This window comes from Neorhizobium turbinariae, from assembly GCF_023223505.1.
GTDB classification, from domain to species: Bacteria; Pseudomonadota; Alphaproteobacteria; order Rhizobiales; family Rhizobiaceae; genus Neorhizobium; species Neorhizobium turbinariae.
Window position 1 is genome coordinate 45,298 of the sequence record NZ_JALPRY010000010.1, and the last position, 16,448, is coordinate 61,745.

14 protein-coding genes are annotated in these 16,448 nt (G+C 61.5%); 6 read left to right on the forward strand and 8 right to left on the reverse strand.

Annotation, left to right across the window (positions count from 1 at the left end; translation table 11 throughout):
* The 4 genes from M0654_RS08840 to M0654_RS08855 form a co-directional block, all read right to left on the reverse strand.
* The gene (locus tag M0654_RS08840) at positions 1-927 is read right to left on the reverse strand and encodes an ABC transporter permease subunit (RefSeq protein ID WP_248682781.1); all 927 of its coding nucleotides are present in this window, start codon (positions 925-927) and stop codon (positions 1-3) included.
* Positions 928-940: 13 nt separating this feature from the next.
* Positions 941-2,098 carry an ABC transporter ATP-binding protein gene (locus tag M0654_RS08845; RefSeq protein WP_248682782.1) on the reverse strand — a complete coding sequence of 386 codons (1,158 nt, stop codon included), beginning with the start codon at positions 2,096-2,098 and terminating at the stop codon, positions 941-943.
* A 72-nt stretch (positions 2,099-2,170) separates the two neighbouring features.
* On the reverse strand, positions 2,171-3,268 hold the full coding sequence (locus M0654_RS08850) for a polyamine ABC transporter substrate-binding protein (protein ID WP_118848745.1): 1,098 nt from the start codon (positions 3,266-3,268) through the stop codon (positions 2,171-2,173).
* Between the two features lie 124 nt (positions 3,269-3,392).
* A complete protein-coding gene (locus tag M0654_RS08855) occupies positions 3,393-4,811 on the reverse strand; it encodes a helix-turn-helix domain-containing protein (protein ID WP_248682783.1) in 1,419 nt (472 codons plus the stop codon).
* Between the two features lie 192 nt (positions 4,812-5,003).
* Here M0654_RS08855 and aceA point away from each other — a divergent pair, with 192 nt between their 5' ends.
* Entirely contained in the window at positions 5,004-6,293 is a 1,290-nt protein-coding gene (gene aceA / locus M0654_RS08860; protein ID WP_248682784.1) for an isocitrate lyase, read from the forward strand.
* Positions 6,294-6,351: 58 nt separating this feature from the next.
* Positions 6,352-6,603 carry an SMc00767 family acetate metabolism repressor gene (locus M0654_RS08865; RefSeq protein ID WP_248682785.1) on the forward strand — a complete coding sequence of 84 codons (252 nt, stop codon included), beginning with the start codon at positions 6,352-6,354 and terminating at the stop codon, positions 6,601-6,603.
* Here M0654_RS08865 and M0654_RS08870 read toward each other — a convergent pair whose 3' ends face one another.
* From M0654_RS08870 to M0654_RS08885, 4 genes are all read right to left on the reverse strand, one after another.
* Complete coding sequence (locus M0654_RS08870) at positions 6,604-7,467, reverse strand: LysR family transcriptional regulator (RefSeq protein ID WP_248682786.1); 864 nt, start codon at positions 7,465-7,467, stop codon at positions 6,604-6,606.
* A gap of 298 nt (positions 7,468-7,765) precedes the next feature.
* On the reverse strand, positions 7,766-9,616 hold the full coding sequence (locus tag M0654_RS08875) for a methyl-accepting chemotaxis protein (protein ID WP_248682787.1): 1,851 nt from the start codon (positions 9,614-9,616) through the stop codon (positions 7,766-7,768).
* A 128-nt stretch (positions 9,617-9,744) separates the two neighbouring features.
* A complete protein-coding gene (locus tag M0654_RS08880; RefSeq protein ID WP_199925182.1) occupies positions 9,745-9,882 on the reverse strand; it encodes a hypothetical protein in 138 nt (45 codons plus the stop codon).
* A gap of 139 nt (positions 9,883-10,021) precedes the next feature.
* Positions 10,022-11,203: a BaiN/RdsA family NAD(P)/FAD-dependent oxidoreductase gene (locus M0654_RS08885; RefSeq protein ID WP_248682788.1), complete on the reverse strand. Its 1,182-nt coding sequence runs from the start codon at positions 11,201-11,203 to the stop codon at positions 10,022-10,024.
* Between the two features lie 127 nt (positions 11,204-11,330).
* On the opposite strand from M0654_RS08885, the gene M0654_RS08890 reads away from it, so the two are divergent.
* The 4 genes from M0654_RS08890 (at position 11,331) to pgl (ending at position 16,384) form a co-directional block, all read left to right on the forward strand.
* Entirely contained in the window at positions 11,331-12,785 is a 1,455-nt protein-coding gene (locus M0654_RS08890) for a glutamine synthetase family protein (RefSeq protein WP_248682789.1), read from the forward strand.
* A 13-nt stretch (positions 12,786-12,798) separates the two neighbouring features.
* Positions 12,799-14,100, forward strand: a complete 1,302-nt coding sequence (locus M0654_RS08895) for an NAD(P)/FAD-dependent oxidoreductase (RefSeq protein WP_248682790.1) — start codon at positions 12,799-12,801, stop codon at positions 14,098-14,100.
* Between the two features lie 103 nt (positions 14,101-14,203).
* Positions 14,204-15,676 (forward strand): glucose-6-phosphate dehydrogenase, encoded by a 1,473-nt coding sequence (gene zwf / locus M0654_RS08900; RefSeq protein WP_248682791.1) that lies wholly within the window; start codon positions 14,204-14,206, stop codon positions 15,674-15,676.
* Positions 15,677-15,685: 9 nt separating this feature from the next.
* Positions 15,686-16,384, forward strand: a complete 699-nt coding sequence (gene pgl / locus M0654_RS08905) for a 6-phosphogluconolactonase (protein ID WP_248682792.1) — start codon at positions 15,686-15,688, stop codon at positions 16,382-16,384.
* Positions 16,385-16,448 lie beyond the last annotated feature (64 nt).

Genomic DNA, 16,448 nt, shown 5'->3' on the forward strand with positions numbered 1-16,448 from the left:
CTAGACGACCCTCTTCTGCTGGTTCTGGAAGATCGCGATCGGCACCACGAGCAGGATCAGCAGGATTACCGCGACGGCGGATGCAAGCGGCCAGTCACGATTGCCGAAAAACTCGGTCCACAAGGTCTTGCCGATCATCAGCGTATCGGCACCACCCAGGAGGTCGGGAATGACAAATTCGCCTGTGATCGGGATGAAGCAGATCATTGATCCGGCGATGACGCCCGGCAGCGACAGCGGGAAGGTGATCTTCCAGAACGCCTTCCACGGCGGGCAGCCAAGATCGCTTGCTGCCTCCAGCAGTGTCGCATCCATCTTTTCGAGTGCCGCGTAAAGCGGCAGGACCATGAACGGAAGATAGGAGTAGACCATGCCTATGAAGACGGCGATGTCAGTGCGGAAGATCTGCACCTGGTCATCCGGACCCATGAATCCGATTGCCTGCAGCAGCAGGGTCAAGAGACCATCGGGCTTCAGGATGCCGATCCAGGCGTAAACACGGATCAGGAACGAGGTCCAGAACGGCAGGATCACCAGCATGACCAGCGTGGGGCGCAGCGAACTTGGCGCGCGTGCCATGGCAAGCGCCATCGGATAACCGATCAGGAGCAGCAGGAAGGTCGAGATCAGCGCGATCCGCAGCGACGACAGATAGGCCTTGATGTAAAGCGGGTCGCTGGTGAGGAAGAGGTAGTTCTCAAGATCCAGCTTCGACGCAAAGTCGCCGAAAGCATCAAAGCCTTTGAAGACCGGCGTGTAGGGCGGCATGGCGATGGCCGTATCCGACAACGAGATCTTGAAGATGATCAGGAAGGGAGCCACGAAAAACAGCAGCAGCCACAGATAGGGCACGGCCACGACCAGCCAGCGCGCCATGTGTGAGCGATGTGCCGATGGGTGGGCCGATGTCGGAGAAGCGCTCGCCATCGTGTTTCTCCGTCTACCGCGTCAGCACGATGCCGGCGTCACGCGACCAGGTGAGCCAGACCATGTCGCCGAAGGTGATCGGCCGGTCCACCAGTCGCGACACGTTGGCCTGCGCCGCCCTCACGATGCGCCCGTCTTCCATCCGCACGAGGAAGACGGAAAAGTCGCCGAGATAACCGATATCCCAGACCTCGCCGTAAAGCGCGTTGACCGCTGTTTCGGCCGGCTTGTCGAGCGAGATACGCACCTTTTCCGGGCGAATGGCGAAGGCGACCTTGTCGTCGGCAACGGCTTGCGAGCCCGTGTCGACCGCAACCTGCAGGCCGTCGCTGTCGATGCGCAGCACGCCCGGCGAACCGGTCGCGTCTTCCCGATGCCGCACCGTGCCTTCAAGGATGTTGATGTCGCCGATGAAGTCCGCCACGTAACGGCTGTTCGGCGCCTCGTAGATTTCTGCAGGCGTCGCCACCTGCATGATCTCCCCCTTGTCCATCACCGCAATGCGGTCCGACACCGTCATCGCCTCTTCCTGGTCGTGCGTCACGATCAGGAAGGTGAGACCCAGCGTGTGCTGGATGTCCATCAGCTCGAACTGGGTTTCTTCGCGCAGCTTCTTGTCGAGCGCGCCGAGCGGCTCGTCGAGCAGCAGCACCTTCGGCCGTTTTGCAAGCGAGCGGGCGAGCGCCACGCGCTGCCGCTGTCCGCCGGAAAGCTGTGCGGGCTTGCGCTTGGCAAACTGCTCGAGCTTCACGAGCTTCAGCATTTCCTGGACGCGCTTGGCGATGTCGGCCTTCGGGAGATTGTCCTGCTGCAGGCCAAACGCGATGTTCTTTTCCACCGTCATGTGCGGGAAAAGCGCGTAGGACTGGAACATCATGTTGGTCGGCCGGCGGTAAGGCGGCACGCCGGAGATGTCCTTGCCCTGGAGGAGGATGCGGCCTTCGGTCGGCTCCTCGAAGCCGGCCAGCATGCGCATCAGCGTTGTTTTTCCGCAGCCGGAGGGGCCGAGCAGCGAGAAGAACTCTCGCTCATAGATGTCGAGGGTCAGGTTGTTGACGGCGGTAAAGTCACCAAAACGCTTTGTGACATTCTCGAACCGTATGAAAGGTTCGGCTGTGGGATCCGTCCAGGGTGAGAATTTGCGCTTTACCGGTCCAAGCGACTTCGCCATGCCCTACCCCGTCTACCCCTATATCTCAGAACAGGTCCGGGCAGGTGGTGTCACCTGCCCGTGTCCCCAGCATCAGCTACCGGTCTTGATCTGCGTCCAGACGCGGTTGAGAACACGCTGTTCGCGCGGTCCATAGGGCGAGATCGTGAAAAGCTTCTTCACGACATCTTCCGGCGGGTAGACGGCCGGGTTCTCCAGCACTTCCTTGTCGAGGAACTGCTGCGAAGCGAGATTGCCGTTCGCGTACTGCACGTAGTTCGAAGACTTGGCGATGACTTCCGGCTTCATCATGTAGTTGATGAATTCATGCGCTTCGGCAACGTTCTTGGCGTCCGCAGGGATCGCCAGGTTGTCGAACCACATATAGGTGCCTTCCTTCGGGATCACGAACTCGACCTCGACGCCGTTGTTGGCTTCTTCGGCCCGGGTCTTGGCCTGCAGGACGTCACCCGACCAGCCGATCGAGATGCAGCTGTCGCCGTTCGCCAGTTCATCGATATAAGCCGAGGCGTTGAAGGTGCGAACGAAAGGGCGGATCTTCTGGTAGACCTCGCCACCGGCTTCCAGGTCAGCGGTCTCCTTGCTGTCCGGGTCCTTGCCGATGTAGTTCATGGCGATTGCGAAGGTTTCGTCTGAGGCATCGAGGATGTTGATGCCGCAGGACTTCAGCTTTTCCGCGTTTTCCGGCTTGAAGATGATATCCCAGCTATCGACAGGCACGTCGCCGAGCGCGGCCTTCACCTTAGCGACATTGTAGCCGATGCCGGTCGTGCCCCACATGTAGTTGACGGCATATTCGTTGCCGGGGTCGTACTTGGCCAGGCGCTCTGTGACGAGCGGCCACATGTTGGAAAGGTTCGGGAGCTTCGACTTGTCGAGCTTCTGGAAGACGCCGGCCTGGATCTGGCGGGCAAGGAACGGACCGGTCGGCACGACGACATCATAACCGGAGCCGCCGGCAAGCAGCTTCGTTTCTACGATGTCGTTGTTGTCAAAAACGTCGTAGACGACCTTGATGCCGGTTTCCTTGGTGAAGTCGGCAAGCACCGACTCGTCGATATAGTCGGACCAGTTATACACATGAACAACCCGTTCCTGCGCAAAGGCTGCCGTTGCGGCAATGGTTGTCGCGGCAACGGCAGCCGCTAGGCTGAGCAAATGGCTTTTCATGATCTCTCCTGTTCCAGTTATTTGGCGATGCGCCCCCTACCCGGCCCGCATCCGCAATCTTCGTCTTTTCCCAAAGACTAGAAAGCTTTGACGCCGCCCACAAGCAGAATTTGGCGCGTGTACACTACTGGAAATCAAAGGCGCTGAGGCCGGTCACCATCTCGTCAAGACCAAGCGGTCGCGTGACCGGCGGCTCCGCCCGCGCAAGGCAGCCCTGGCGCTCGCAAAGGCGGCAGGCCGTGCCGGCCAAGACCGTGCCCGAAGCGCCGGCAACGGCATCGCCATAAACCGTGGCCTCAGCACCATCATATTCGCAGCCGAGCACGATCGCCGTGCGGCGGATACGCTCCCCGAATCCAGCCTGTGGTCCTTCCAGCGAGCGCGCCACCGAAAGGAAGATCGTGCCATCCGGCATCTCGACGCGATCGACCAGCACCTGTCCCGGCTGGGCAAAGGTTGAGTGAATGCTAAGCTTGACGCAGCCACCACCGAACTTCGCCTGCGGGAAGCCTTGCGCGCCCGCGCGACGGATGACGTTGCCGGCGTGGTCGACTTCCATCAGGAAGAACGGGACACCGGCCGCACCGGAGCGCGCCAGTGACGTAAGGCGCGTTGCCGCCTGTTCGAAAGACACATCAAACCGCGCCCGCAGCAGATCGATGTCATATCGCAGCCGCTGGGCCGCACTCAGGAAGGCGCCATAAGGCATGAGCAGCGCGTGTGCCGCATAGCGGCCAAGTTCGAACCGAGCGATGCGCCTGGCTTCATTGCTCGACAGGGCAAGTTCATCCAGTTCAGCGGCAATCTCGGTCTTGAAGGCCAGCAGCGCCACTTCCATCGCCAGTTCGCGTGTCCGATCGAAGGGCGACAGTCGCTCGGAGATGAACAACCGCATCGAGTGACGATCGTAACGGCGCCGCAGGTTCGGCATGGCGTGCACCGGCAGCGTGCGCACCACGATGCCGTGCTGGCTCTTCGCCCAGGCTTTCAACGCACCGGCCAGATCGTCGCCGGGCGCAAGCTGGGTTGAGAAGGCTTCCGCCGCATCCTCGATCCTGCCGAAGAAGTTCGGCCGCCGCTCCAGCGCCTCCCGCACCTCGTCGATCGGCAGGCGCGTGCCGGCAATCGACGGCTCATGCCCTTCGCGTGCAAGAAGGTCCGACAGGTCAGAGAGCCGTGCGGCCTGCTCCCGATAGGCGCGGTAGAGCTTGATAAGGCCAAGCCCGGCATTGGGCGCCGCCTCCGCCACATCGATGATCTCCTGGTCACCGGGAATTTCGCCGGCAAGCAGCGGATCGGTGAATACCTCCCGCAGGCGCCCGGCAAGCCCGCCGCCCTCATCCTGCAGCGCGTCAAGGTCGATCTTGTAGACAGACGCCAGCTTCAGAAGCAGTTGGACCGTGAGCGGCCGCTGGTTGCGCTCGATCAGGTTGAGATAGGAGGGCGAGATACCCAGTCCCTCGGCCATCGCGGTCTGCGTCAGGCCAAGCCCCAGCCTCACCCGTCGTACCCGCTGACCCGCAAAGATCTTCCGCTCCGCCATCGCCGCTCTCTTTACAACTCGCCCAGCTTCTTCTTTGACTGTCGTGACAACTTTACAATCTCTACTGTCAAAGGCAAGACATCCTAACCCGTTTCACAGCAGCGAAATGCAATCATTTCTGGCGCTTCGGCGTTCCTGTTGTAAATTCCGTCACAGCGAAACACGCAGACGAGTTTTACAGGAGGACTAGACATGACAGACTTTTACAACCTAATTGAAGGCGCTCCCCAGGGCCGCTACGACGGCATCGAACGCCCCTATTCGGTTGAAGACGTCAAGCGCCTGCGCGGCTCTGCCCAGATCCGCTATTCGCTGGCAGAAATGGGCGCAAACCGGTTATGGGAGCTGCTGCACCGGGAAGACTTCGTCAACGCGCTCGGCGCGATGACCGGCAACCAGGCGATGCAGCAGGTTCGCGCCGGCCTGAAGGCAATCTACCTTTCCGGCTGGCAGGTTGCGGCGGACGCCAACACGGCGTCTGCCATGTATCCTGACCAATCCCTCTATCCGGCCAATGCAGCACCTGAACTGGCACGCCGCATCAACCGCACGCTCCAGCGCGCCGACCAGATCGAGACCGCTGAAGGAAAGGGCCTGTCGGTCGAGACATGGTTTGCACCCATTGTTGCCGATGCAGAAGCTGGCTTCGGCGGTCCGCTCAATGCGTTCGAGATCATGAAGGCCTTCATCGAAGCTGGCGCTGCGGGCGTTCACTTCGAAGACCAGCTGGCGTCCGAAAAGAAGTGTGGTCATCTGGGCGGCAAGGTGCTGATCCCGACGGCTGCGCATATCCGCAACCTTACCGCCGCGCGTCTCGCCGCCGACGTCATGGGCGTCCCGACGCTCGTCATCGCCCGAACCGACGCAGAAGCCGCCAAACTGCTGACCTCCGATATCGATGAGCGCGACCAGCCGTTTGTTGACTACGATGCCGGCCGCACCGTCGAAGGCTTCTACCGTGTCCGCAACGGGCTCGAGCCCTGCATCGCGCGTGCCGTTGCCTACGCACCTTATTGCGACCTCATCTGGTGCGAGACCTCGAAGCCGGATCTCGAGCAGGCGCGGCGCTTTGCCGAAGGTGTCCGCAAGGTCCACCCGAACAAGATGCTCGCTTACAACTGCTCGCCGTCCTTCAACTGGAAGAAGAACCTGGATGACGCGACGATCGCCAAGTTCCAGCGTGAGCTCGGTGCGATGGGCTACAAGTTCCAGTTCATCACGCTCGCCGGCTTCCACCAGCTGAACTACGGCATGTTCGAACTGGCCCGCGGCTACAAGGACCGGCAGATGGCAGCTTATTCGGAGCTGCAGCAGGCCGAGTTTGCGGCAGAGGTCAACGGTTACACCGCCACCAAGCACCAGCGCGAGGTCGGCACCGGTTACTTCGATGCGGTCTCGCTTGCCATCACCGGCGGCGCGTCCTCGACCACCGCGATGCATGAATCGACCGAACGCGACCAGTTCCGTCCGGCGGCTGAATAACCAGCCATTTCAGGACAAGCAACGCTCAAGAACCCCGGATAATGAGAGGAGAAATGTCATGAACATCAACACGCCGATCCGCACCCAGGTCAAGGAACGCGCCGAGGAGCAGGCAAGTACGATGACGGAGCAGCAGCAGGCTGCCATCCGCATGCTCGCCAACGACCTCCATCGGCTCAACCACGCGATCATGAAGGCGGTCGAGGCAGGGGTTTCGGTGGAGCTTGTCCGCTCTGCGCGTCACCATGGAGGCGACGGCCATTGGGGCGACCTGATGATTCCGGTCGTGGTCACGAACCGCATCCAGTAGCTACGGCCTGCGCCCGGCGAAAAGCTCGGCGCGGTCCCTGACAAACCTCACCATGCGATCGACCACCGTGCGGATTTCCCGCCGGTGGCGATCGTCGTTGTTCATGACGATCCACTGCCGGTGGCGCAGACTTTCGATCTCGCCGCCAACGCGCTCCAGCCGCATGTCCTGATCGCCCACGAAACAGGGCAAAACCGCAGTGCCCGCTCCGCCAAGCGCAAGATCCCGCAACGAACGCGCCCGGTTGACCGTCACCACTATCTGATCCGCCCGCTCCTGATGCGGCCAGCGCAGGTAGGCCGAAATCGCATCCTCTTCGGCCACGGCAAGCCAGCGCTCCGCGGTCGAAGGCTGGAGGTTGCGGGCACGATAGGCGGCATAGGCAACCTCGCCAAGCTTGGTCGCCGCAAGATTGGGCTCCTCGGGCTCAAAAGCGCGAATGCCAATATCGCTTTCCCGATGCGCGAGGCTGGCACGCCGTTCGGCAATGTAGAAATCGAGCCGGAAATTGTCACGTTCCGTACAGATGGCGGAGGCGTTGCGGCTGAACAGCCAGGCGAGCCAGGTGCCGCAGGCGACCTTGACCAGTGGCGATCCGGCGCCGTCCTGCTTCCAGCTTTCGATGCGGCGCGCCGCCCCTTCCATCTCCAGTATCTGGGACATCAGCGCCGATCCATCCGGGGTCAGCCGGTAGCCGGTGCGGCTTCGCAGAAACAGCGGGCGGCCGATCGCTTCTTCCAGGTCCAGCATGCGCCGGCCAATCGTCGCCGGGCTCAGGCCCGTCGCAACTGCCGCGCCCGACAGTCCTCCCAACCGCGCGACCTGCAGGAAAAGTTCGTAAGCATCCCAGTTGATGTTTTTCATGAGTGAAAAACATAGCCGGAATTCTTGGCTACAAGAAGCAGATTTTCGTGTTTATTGAAGGAGACGACTTCATCGAACGGAGGATCTCCGATGTATGACAATGTCGTCGCCATCCTGCTTTCCCAACATGCGCGGCGGGCATCCCAGCCATCTTGCCCGTATAGCGAACACGACTTCTACGCCCGGCACGCGAACCCGCTGCCGCGCTGGCTGAGGGCGCTGCTCAAGCGCATGCAGAAACGGAGAAGGGGCGGTAGATTCCGCCCCTTCTCTAGCCCTCATCTTTCAAGAAGCTGTCTCATGCAGCGCGCGAGATTGCTGCCCCGCGCTGGTTCTGAGCATATCCGGCCTCCGTCTTGAACTGCTGCACCAGTTCCAGCAGCGCATTCGCCTCCGATGCCAGGGCGCGACTTGCTTCGCTGGTTTCCTCGACCATGGCGCCGTTCTGCTGGGTCATCTGGTCCATCCGGTTGACGGAGGTGTTGATCTCCTGCAGCGCCGCAGACTGATCCTGGCTGGCGGTAGCGATCGTGTCGACATGCTTGCTGATATTGGTGATCTGCACGCTGATTGCCGCCAGAACTTCACCCGCTTCCTGCACCAGGCCGGCGCCGGAGCTGACTTCGCGGGTCGACTGGTGGATCAGGTCCTTGATTTCCTTGGCCGCGCCGGCGGAGCGTTGCGCCAGTTCGCGAACTTCCTGCGCAACCACGGCAAAGCCCTTCCCGGCCTCACCGGCGCGAGCGGCTTCGATGCCGGCATTGAGCGCCAGCAGGTTTGTCTGGAAGGCGATGTCATCGATGACCTCGATGATCGACTCGATCTTGCCGGACGCCTCCTCGATACGGCCCATCGCGGCCACGGCATTGTTGACGACGGTGCCGGAATTGTCGGCGCTCGCCTTCGTCTCCGTCACGGCGCGGTTGGCTTCGCGGGCACGCTCGGCAGATGAGCGGACGGTGACGGTGATTTCGTCCACGGCAGCAGCGGTCTCTTCCAGCGAGGCGGCCTGGGTTTCGGTGCGGCGCGCCAGTTCGTTCGAGGACTGGCTGAGTTCGGAGCTATTCCGCTGGATCGCCAGCGTGCTGCTGCGGATCTGGGACATCGTATCCCGCAGCCGAACGATCGAGTTGTTGAAATCGCTGCGAAGTTGCTCGAGGCGACCGGAGAACGGCGTCTCGATGGTCTTGCAGAGGTCACCCTGGGCAAGCCGGGCAAGCGCGGCGGCAAGTTCGTTGACGGCGACATCGATCTGCCGGTCAACGCGCTGCTTTTCCTCGTCGTTGCGACGACGCTCGGCCTCGGCTTCGGCGCGCTCTTCGGCGCTGCGGCCTTCGATGCGCTTCTTTTCGCGGCCCGCGTCGCGGAAGATTTCCAGGGCGCGCGCGATATTCCCGAACTCGTTTGACTTGCCGACATAAGGAATGGCGACGCTGTCATTGCCTTCGGCCAACGTGCGAACCGTGCCGGTGAGGATGCCGAGAGGTTTCAACAGGCGGCGCATCGCGTAGAAGCCTGCCAGCCCGACAACGACCATGCCGATTGCGGAGCTGAGGATGACGATGAAGGCCGTGTTGGAGATGTTGGCATAATAAACCTCCATCGGAATGCCGATGAAGAGCACGCCGGTCACCGCGTTCTGCGCGTCGGTGATCGGGAAGTAGCCGGTCATGAAGTCCTTGCCGAACAGGAAGGCCGGTCCGAAATAGGCTTCGCCGCGGGCCAGGAGCGACTGCGCCGGGTGATCGGCGGCAAGCTTGGTACCAACTGCCCGCTCGCCCTTTTCCGTCTTCACGTTCGTGGAGATACGGACGTAATCTGCGCCCTTCTTCTCGAAGATCGTCGCAACGCCATTGATGGCGCTTGCGGTGCGATCCACCAGGTCATGTCCTTCGAGTGGCGTCTCGCTCTGGACGACACGAACGGCCACGCCGTCCTTGACCTCTGTCTTTGAGCCCTTGAGGCCAAGTTCATAAAGAAGACTCATCGTGCGCACCGCAGAGCGAGCGTCCTCGCGCGCAGTATGCATGATGTCATTGCGAAGGTAGAGGTAGTTCAAGCCGCCTACCGCAGAGACTGCCACGAAGGTCATGAACAGACAGAGGCAGACAATGCGAGAAACAACAGAAGACGGAACGAGCTTTGACATGAGGGGACCTTTGCAGAGTAGTCCCTTCAGTGTGGCCATGACATGTAAAGTTTTACTGAATTAGACGAAAGTCAATTTCAGCAGCGAAAAGTTGTCCCCTGGCTCGAAGGGCAACTGCCCGGAAGGAACTAGAACAGGAAGACAGGGAGCGAAAGCAGAGCGGCCGTCGCGCCGATGGCCAGTGCCAGGAACCGGAGCCGCTTGAACTTTTCATCGTCCACGGCCTTGGCGATGGCGATTGCACGGGCACGGCTGTTCTTTTGCATGGATGTTGAACCCCAGGCTTGAGTTTCCGCTCCTGCTGCTGTTGCGGCAGGCAACGCATGCCAGCCGTTAACCACAGGATTTTGCTGGCAATAAGGCAGCATCCGGCGGGCATATTAACAACACCTGAATCAACCGGTACTACAACGCTTCCCCACAAACATGGCCTGAAGCCCAGGCCCACTGGAAATTGTAGCCGCCGAGCCAGCCGGTGACGTCGACGCACTCGCCGATGAAGTAGAGGCCGGGCACCGCCTTCGCCTGCATCGTCTTGGAATCAAGCTCGTTTGTGTCCACGCCGCCGAGCGTCACTTCCGCCGTGCGATAGCCTTCCGAACCGGCGGGCCGGATCTTCCAGTTCTGGATGGAAGCTGCCAGCGCCTCCACGGTCCTGTCGGAGAGGTCGGCCAGATGCCGGTTGACGCTACCGTTTTCGACAAAGAACTGCGCCAGCCGCTTGGGAAGCGCTTCGCCGAGAACCGTTTGCGCCGCCTGCCGCCCGTTTGCCTTGCGCGCCGTCTTGAGCAGTTCGGCAATCCTGGTGTCCGGCTCGATGACCACCGTGATCTCGTCCCCTTCCCGCCAATAGGACGAGATCTGCAGGATCGAGGGACCACTCAGGCCTCGATGCGTGAAGAGCAACGCTTCGCGGAAAGCGGTCTTCCCGTGGCGCACCTCCGCCGGCACGCCGATGCCGGAAAGCGGCGACAGTTTTTCCAGGAGGTTCGGATCGAGCGTCAGGGGCACGAGCGCCGGGCGAGTCTTGATGATCTTCAGGCCGAACTGCCGCGCCAGATCATAAGCGAAACCGGTCGCGCCCATCTTGGGGATTGACTTTCCACCTGTTGCGACCACGACGGAGGCCGCCTCCACCGGTCCGTTCGACGTGCCGACACGAAAGCCGCCCGGTGTTTTTTCGACCACCGTGACCTGAGATTGCAGTTCGAGCTGAACACCGACCGCCTTCATCTCACCGAGCAGCATGGCGATGATGTCCTTGGCGCTGTTGTCGCAAAACAGCTGGCCAAGCGTCTTTTCGTGCCAGGCGATGTTGTGGCGCTCGACGAGATCAACGAAGTCGCGCGGCGTGTAGCGTGCAAGTGCCGACTTGGCGAAATGCGGGTTGGCCGAGATATAGTTCTTGGCTGTTGTGTGGATGTTCGTGAAGTTGCAGCGGCCGCCGCCCGAGATGCGGATCTTCTCTCCCGGTGCCTTCGCGTGGTCGATCACCAGCACCGAGCGGCCGCGCTGGCCGGCGCGCACGGCGCACATCATGCCGGCGGCACCTGCGCCCAAAACCACCACATCAAATGTCCGCGCCAATTGCCGCTCCTCGGTTGCAAGCCCTTGCTGTTTTCGATCAGCCGCACAAAGTCAATGCACCTCCCCTCGCCAAGCCGTGTTCCTTGGTTATGATGGGAACCATCGATCAACCTCACCCCGGTGTGTCATGCCGCGTAAGAAAGCCGATCCCGCCCCTGCAGCCGCCGCCCCGGCAGCCGACCCTGTTGCCGCCGCAGCCGTTGCCCAGTCGACGCTGAACTCGCTTCGAGGCGTCGCGGACTGGAAGGAGGCCGCAGCCTGGCTGCGGGTGCGTGGCATCGAGGACATCGAGTGCATCACCCCCGACCTCGCCGGCGTGCCGCGCGGCAAGATGATGCCGTCGTCGAAGTTCACATCGAATACCTCGCTGGCGCTTCCGTCGGCGCTCTATCGCCATACGATCTCCGGCGATTATCCCGAAGAAACCAGCACCTTCCGCTACGAGCCACGCGACAGCGACCTGAAGCTGTTGCCGGACCTTTCGACCCTGTCGGTCGTGCCGTGGGAAACCGACCCGACGGCGCAGGTTATCTGCGACATCGTCAACACGGACGGCAAGTCGGTGCCCTATACGCCGCGCAACGTGTTGAAGAATGTCGTGCGGCTCTACAGCGAGCGGGGCTGGAAGCCGGTGGTGGCACCGGAAATCGAGTTCTACCTTGTCGCCAAGAATGACGATCCCGATTATCCGCTGCACCCGCCGAAAGGCCGCTCCGGCCGTTCCATCCTCGGCGGCCAGGGCTATTCGATCGCTGGCATCAACGAGTTCGACGAGTTGATCGACGACATCTACCACTTCTCCGAAAAGCAGGGCCTGGAGATCGACACGCTGATCCACGAAGAAGGACCAGCGCAGCTCGAGATCAACCTGCGCCACGGCGATCCGATCGAGCTTGCCGACCAGGTGTTCATGTTCAAGCGCACCATCCGTGAAGCGGCGCTGAAGCACGGGATCTATGCGACTTTCATGGCCAAGCCCATGCAGGGACAGGCAGGTTCGGCCATGCACATCCACCAGTCGGTGGTCGACATTGAGACCGGCCGCAACATCTTCTCCAATCCTGACGGCTCGGCATCCAAGGAGTTCTTCCAGTTCATCGGTGGCATGCAGACCTACATCCCGAAGGCGCTGGTGATGATGGCGCCTTACGTGAATTCCTATCGTCGCCTGACACCGGACATGTCTGCCCCGGTGAACACCGCCTGGGGTTACGACAACCGGACAACCGCCTTCCGCGTACCGGTATCGGATGCCGCCGCGCGGCGCGTCGAGAACCGCCTGCCCTCGTCGGACGCAAACCCTTACCTTGCGCTGGCAGCATCGCTCGGTTGCGGCCTGCTCGGCATCATGAACGGCATCGACCCGACGCCGCCGACGGAAGACACGGCCAACGAAGGTGATATTGAACTGCCACGCGGCCTGCTCGAGGCCGTTTCGCTGCTCGAATCTGATCCGGCGCTCGCCGACGTGCTGAGCTCAGAGTTCATCGGCCTTTATGCCGGCGTCAAACGTGGCGAGTTCGAAACCTTCATGCAGGTGATCAGCCCCTGGGAACGCGAGTTCCTGCTCCTCAACGTCTGAGGAGGCTTGGATTTTGGATCAATGGCAGAGCCCGATCGCCTCAGGCATTTCGTGGTATCAGGAAAGCGTCGGCGAGCGGCCGACCTATCCGACCCTCGACGGCTCCAGAACGGTGGACGTCGCTATCATCGGCGGCGGCTATACGGGGCTGCAGGCGGCGTTCAATCTCGCCCGTGCCGGCGTTTCGGTGGCACTCCTGGAAGCGGCGCGGCTGGGTGATGGCGCATCGGGGCGCAATGGCGGGCAGTTGAACACCGGGCAACGGTGGTGGCCGGAAGACCTTGAAAAGCAGGTCGGCTACGAACGTTCGAAGATCCTGTTCGACATGGCCGAGGATGCAAAACGGCATCTCCTCGATTTCGCGTCCGCGCACGGGATCGAGATGGACTACAGGCCCGGCCAGTTGAACGTATCGCACAAGCGCGGCCACGAGCGGGAATACCAGGCGAACGCGCAGATCGCTGCTGAGCGCTACAATTACCCGCATATCTCCTTCATGGACGGCAAGGAAACGGCGGAACGGCTCGGCAGCACCAGTTACCACTGCGGCGTGCGAGACACCGGCACCGGCCATGTCCATCCCTTGAAGCTTCTTGTTGGCCTCGCTCGCGTGGCAAGCAGCGCCGGCGCGCAGATCTACGAGAACACCCGCGCGACGGCGATCGAGAAAACGCGCAACGGCCCGGGTGGCAAGATCCTGGTCAAGACCGCCAAGGGCACGCTGAGCGCGGATCGGGTGCTGATCGCCACCAACGCCTATATCGGCAATCTGGAACCCGTCACGGCCGCGCATATCATGCCGATCGGGTCGTTCATCGCCGCCACCGCACCGCTCGATGATTTTCCGGACGTGATCCCCGGTGGCGAAGCGGTCGCCGACTCACGATTTGTTGTTCGCTATTTTCGCAAGGACAAGGACAACCGGCTGCTGTTCGGCGGGCGCGAGGTTTATTCGTCGAAGAACCCGCAGGACACCGCCCAGGCAATCCGCAAGCAGATCGTCGAAACCTACCCTGCTCTGAAGGACGTGCCGGTCACCCACGCCTGGGGCGGCAATGTTGGGATTACCCTGCCGCGCCAACCCTTTGTGCGCGAGGTCATGCCGGGGGTCACCTCGATTGGTGGCTATTCCGGCCACGGCGTAATGCTGTCAAATTACTGCGGCAAGCTCTACGCAGACACGGTTCTCGGCAAGGCTACCGATCTTGACCACCTCGCTGCGCTCAACATCCGCGCATTCCCCGGCGGGACACATATGCGCACGCCCCTTCTGTTCCTTGCTCTCACCTGGTTCGCCTTGCGCGACAGGCTCTGACAAGCCAACAATATTAGTGGCGCCTTGACGGCAATTCGGGGCTAGCGATTTTAAATCGATTAGATTACATAAGCCCCAACAATGCAGGAAGAAAGAATTAGCGATGAGCAGCCAGATCATCCCAGTCGAACCTTTTGATTGCGTCGTGTTCGGCGGCACAGGCGACCTTGCAGAACGCAAGCTCCTTCCCGCCCTCTACCATCGGCAAATCGAAGGCCAGTTCATTGAGCCGACTCGCATCATTGGAGCTTCGCGCAGTTCGCTGTCGCATGACGAGTACCGCAAGTTTGCCGAGGACGCGCTGAAGGAACACCTGAAGCCGGCCGAGTATGACGAAGCGGAGGTCGCAAAGTTTTGCCAGCGGCTTTATTATGTTTCGGTCGATGCCAAAGCTGACGGTGGCTGGCCGGAACTGACGGCACTGCTTCAAGAGGGCGAAGATCGCATTCGCGTCTTCTATCTTGCCGTTGCCCCCGGCATCTTCGGCGCGATCTCCGAAAAGATCCGCGACCACCAGCTCATTACAGACAAGACCCGCATCGTCGTCGAAAAGCCGATCGGCCGTGATCTTGCGTCCGCGCTGCAGCTCAACGACACGATCGGCAAGGTGTTCAGCGAAGAACAGATCTTCCGCATCGACCACTATCTCGGCAAGGAAACCGTCCAGAACCTGATGGCGCTCCGGTTCGCCAACGCGCTTTACGAGCCGCTCTGGAACGCCCAGCACATCGACCACGTGCAGATTACCGTGGCGGAAGCCGTCGGCCTGGAAGGCCGCGCCGGCTACTACGACACGGCGGGCGCCCTGCGCGACATGGTGCAGAACCATATCCTGCAGCTTCTCTGCCTTGTCGCCATGGAAGTGCCCTCCTCCATGTATTCGGAATCGGTTCGCGACGAGAAGCTCAAGGTCCTGCGGGCCCTGAAGCCCATCACCGAAGCGAATGTCGAGCAACTGACGGTGCGCGGACAGTATCGCGCTGGGGCTTCGGCGGGCGGCGCGGTCAAGGGCTACCTGGAAGAGCTCGAAGGTGGCGTATCCAACACCGAGACATTTGTCGCCATCAAGGCCGAGATCGGCAACTGGCGCTGGGCCGGCGTTCCCTTCTACATCCGCACCGGCAAGCGTCTCGCCAACCGTGTTTCCGAGATCGTCATCACCTTCAAGCCGATCCCGCACAACATCTTCGACAGCTCGGCCGGTCGCATCTCCGCCAACCAGCTGATCATCCGCCTGCAGCCCGACGAAGGCGTCAAGCAGTCGTTGATGATCAAGGATCCGGGCCCGGGCGGCATGCGCTTGCGCGAAGTGTCGCTCGACATGAGCTTCGCGCAGGCCTTCAACGTCCGTAATCCGGACGCCTACGAGCGCCTGCTCACCGACACGATCCGCTCCAACCAGACGCTGTTCATGCGTCGCGATGAAGTGGAAGCGGCTTGGCGCTGGGTCGACCCGATCCTCAAGGGTTGGGAAGCGACCGGACAGCAGGTCCAGGGTTATACCGCGGGCACTTGGGGCCCGAGCCAGGCCATTGCTCTCATCGAGCGCGATGGCCGCACCTGGCACGAATCCTGAGTGGTCGCCATGACGGACCGGATGCACGAATTTTCCGATGCCGCGTCTCTTGCCTCCGCATTGGCGGATGAGGTTGCGGCACGCCTTGCAGCCGCCCTTCGTGATCGAGGCACAGCTTCGATCGCGGTCTCCGGCGGGTCGACGCCGAAGAAGTTCTTCGAGGCGCTTTCGACACGCGACATCGACTGGAGCAAGGTCACCGTCACCCTGGTGGACGAACGTTTCGTCCCTGCCGACAGCGACCGTTCCAATCATCGCCTCGTCCAGACGCATCTGCTGAAGGACAAGGCGGCGAATGCTAGGTTCCTTCCGCTGTTCTACGACGTCGCGTCGATCCAGGACGCGGCCGACAAGGCGACGGAGGAAACTGCCGGGATCGACAACCCGTTCGACGTGGTCATTCTCGGCATGGGCAATGACGGGCACACGGCCTCGTTCTTCCCGCATGGAAACAACCTGGCGCAGGCGATCGACCTGTCTGGCCCGCGTGGCGTGCTGACGATGCGCGCCGACGGAGCAGGCGAGGAACGGCTTACCTTCTCCTTTGCGAGCCTCTCGGATGCGCGCTTCCTGGCGCTTCACATCGAGGGCCAGGGCAAGAAGGACGTCCTGGACCAGGCGAAGGCCGGCTCCGATGAAAACGAAATGCCGATCCGCGCCGTGCTGAACAGAGCCGCGACGCCGGTGGACATATATTGGGCGCCCTGACCGCCCTGATTTGTAAAACAACAGCAATCCCGTTCGGCACTGACCCTCGTCCCTGCCACTCCCA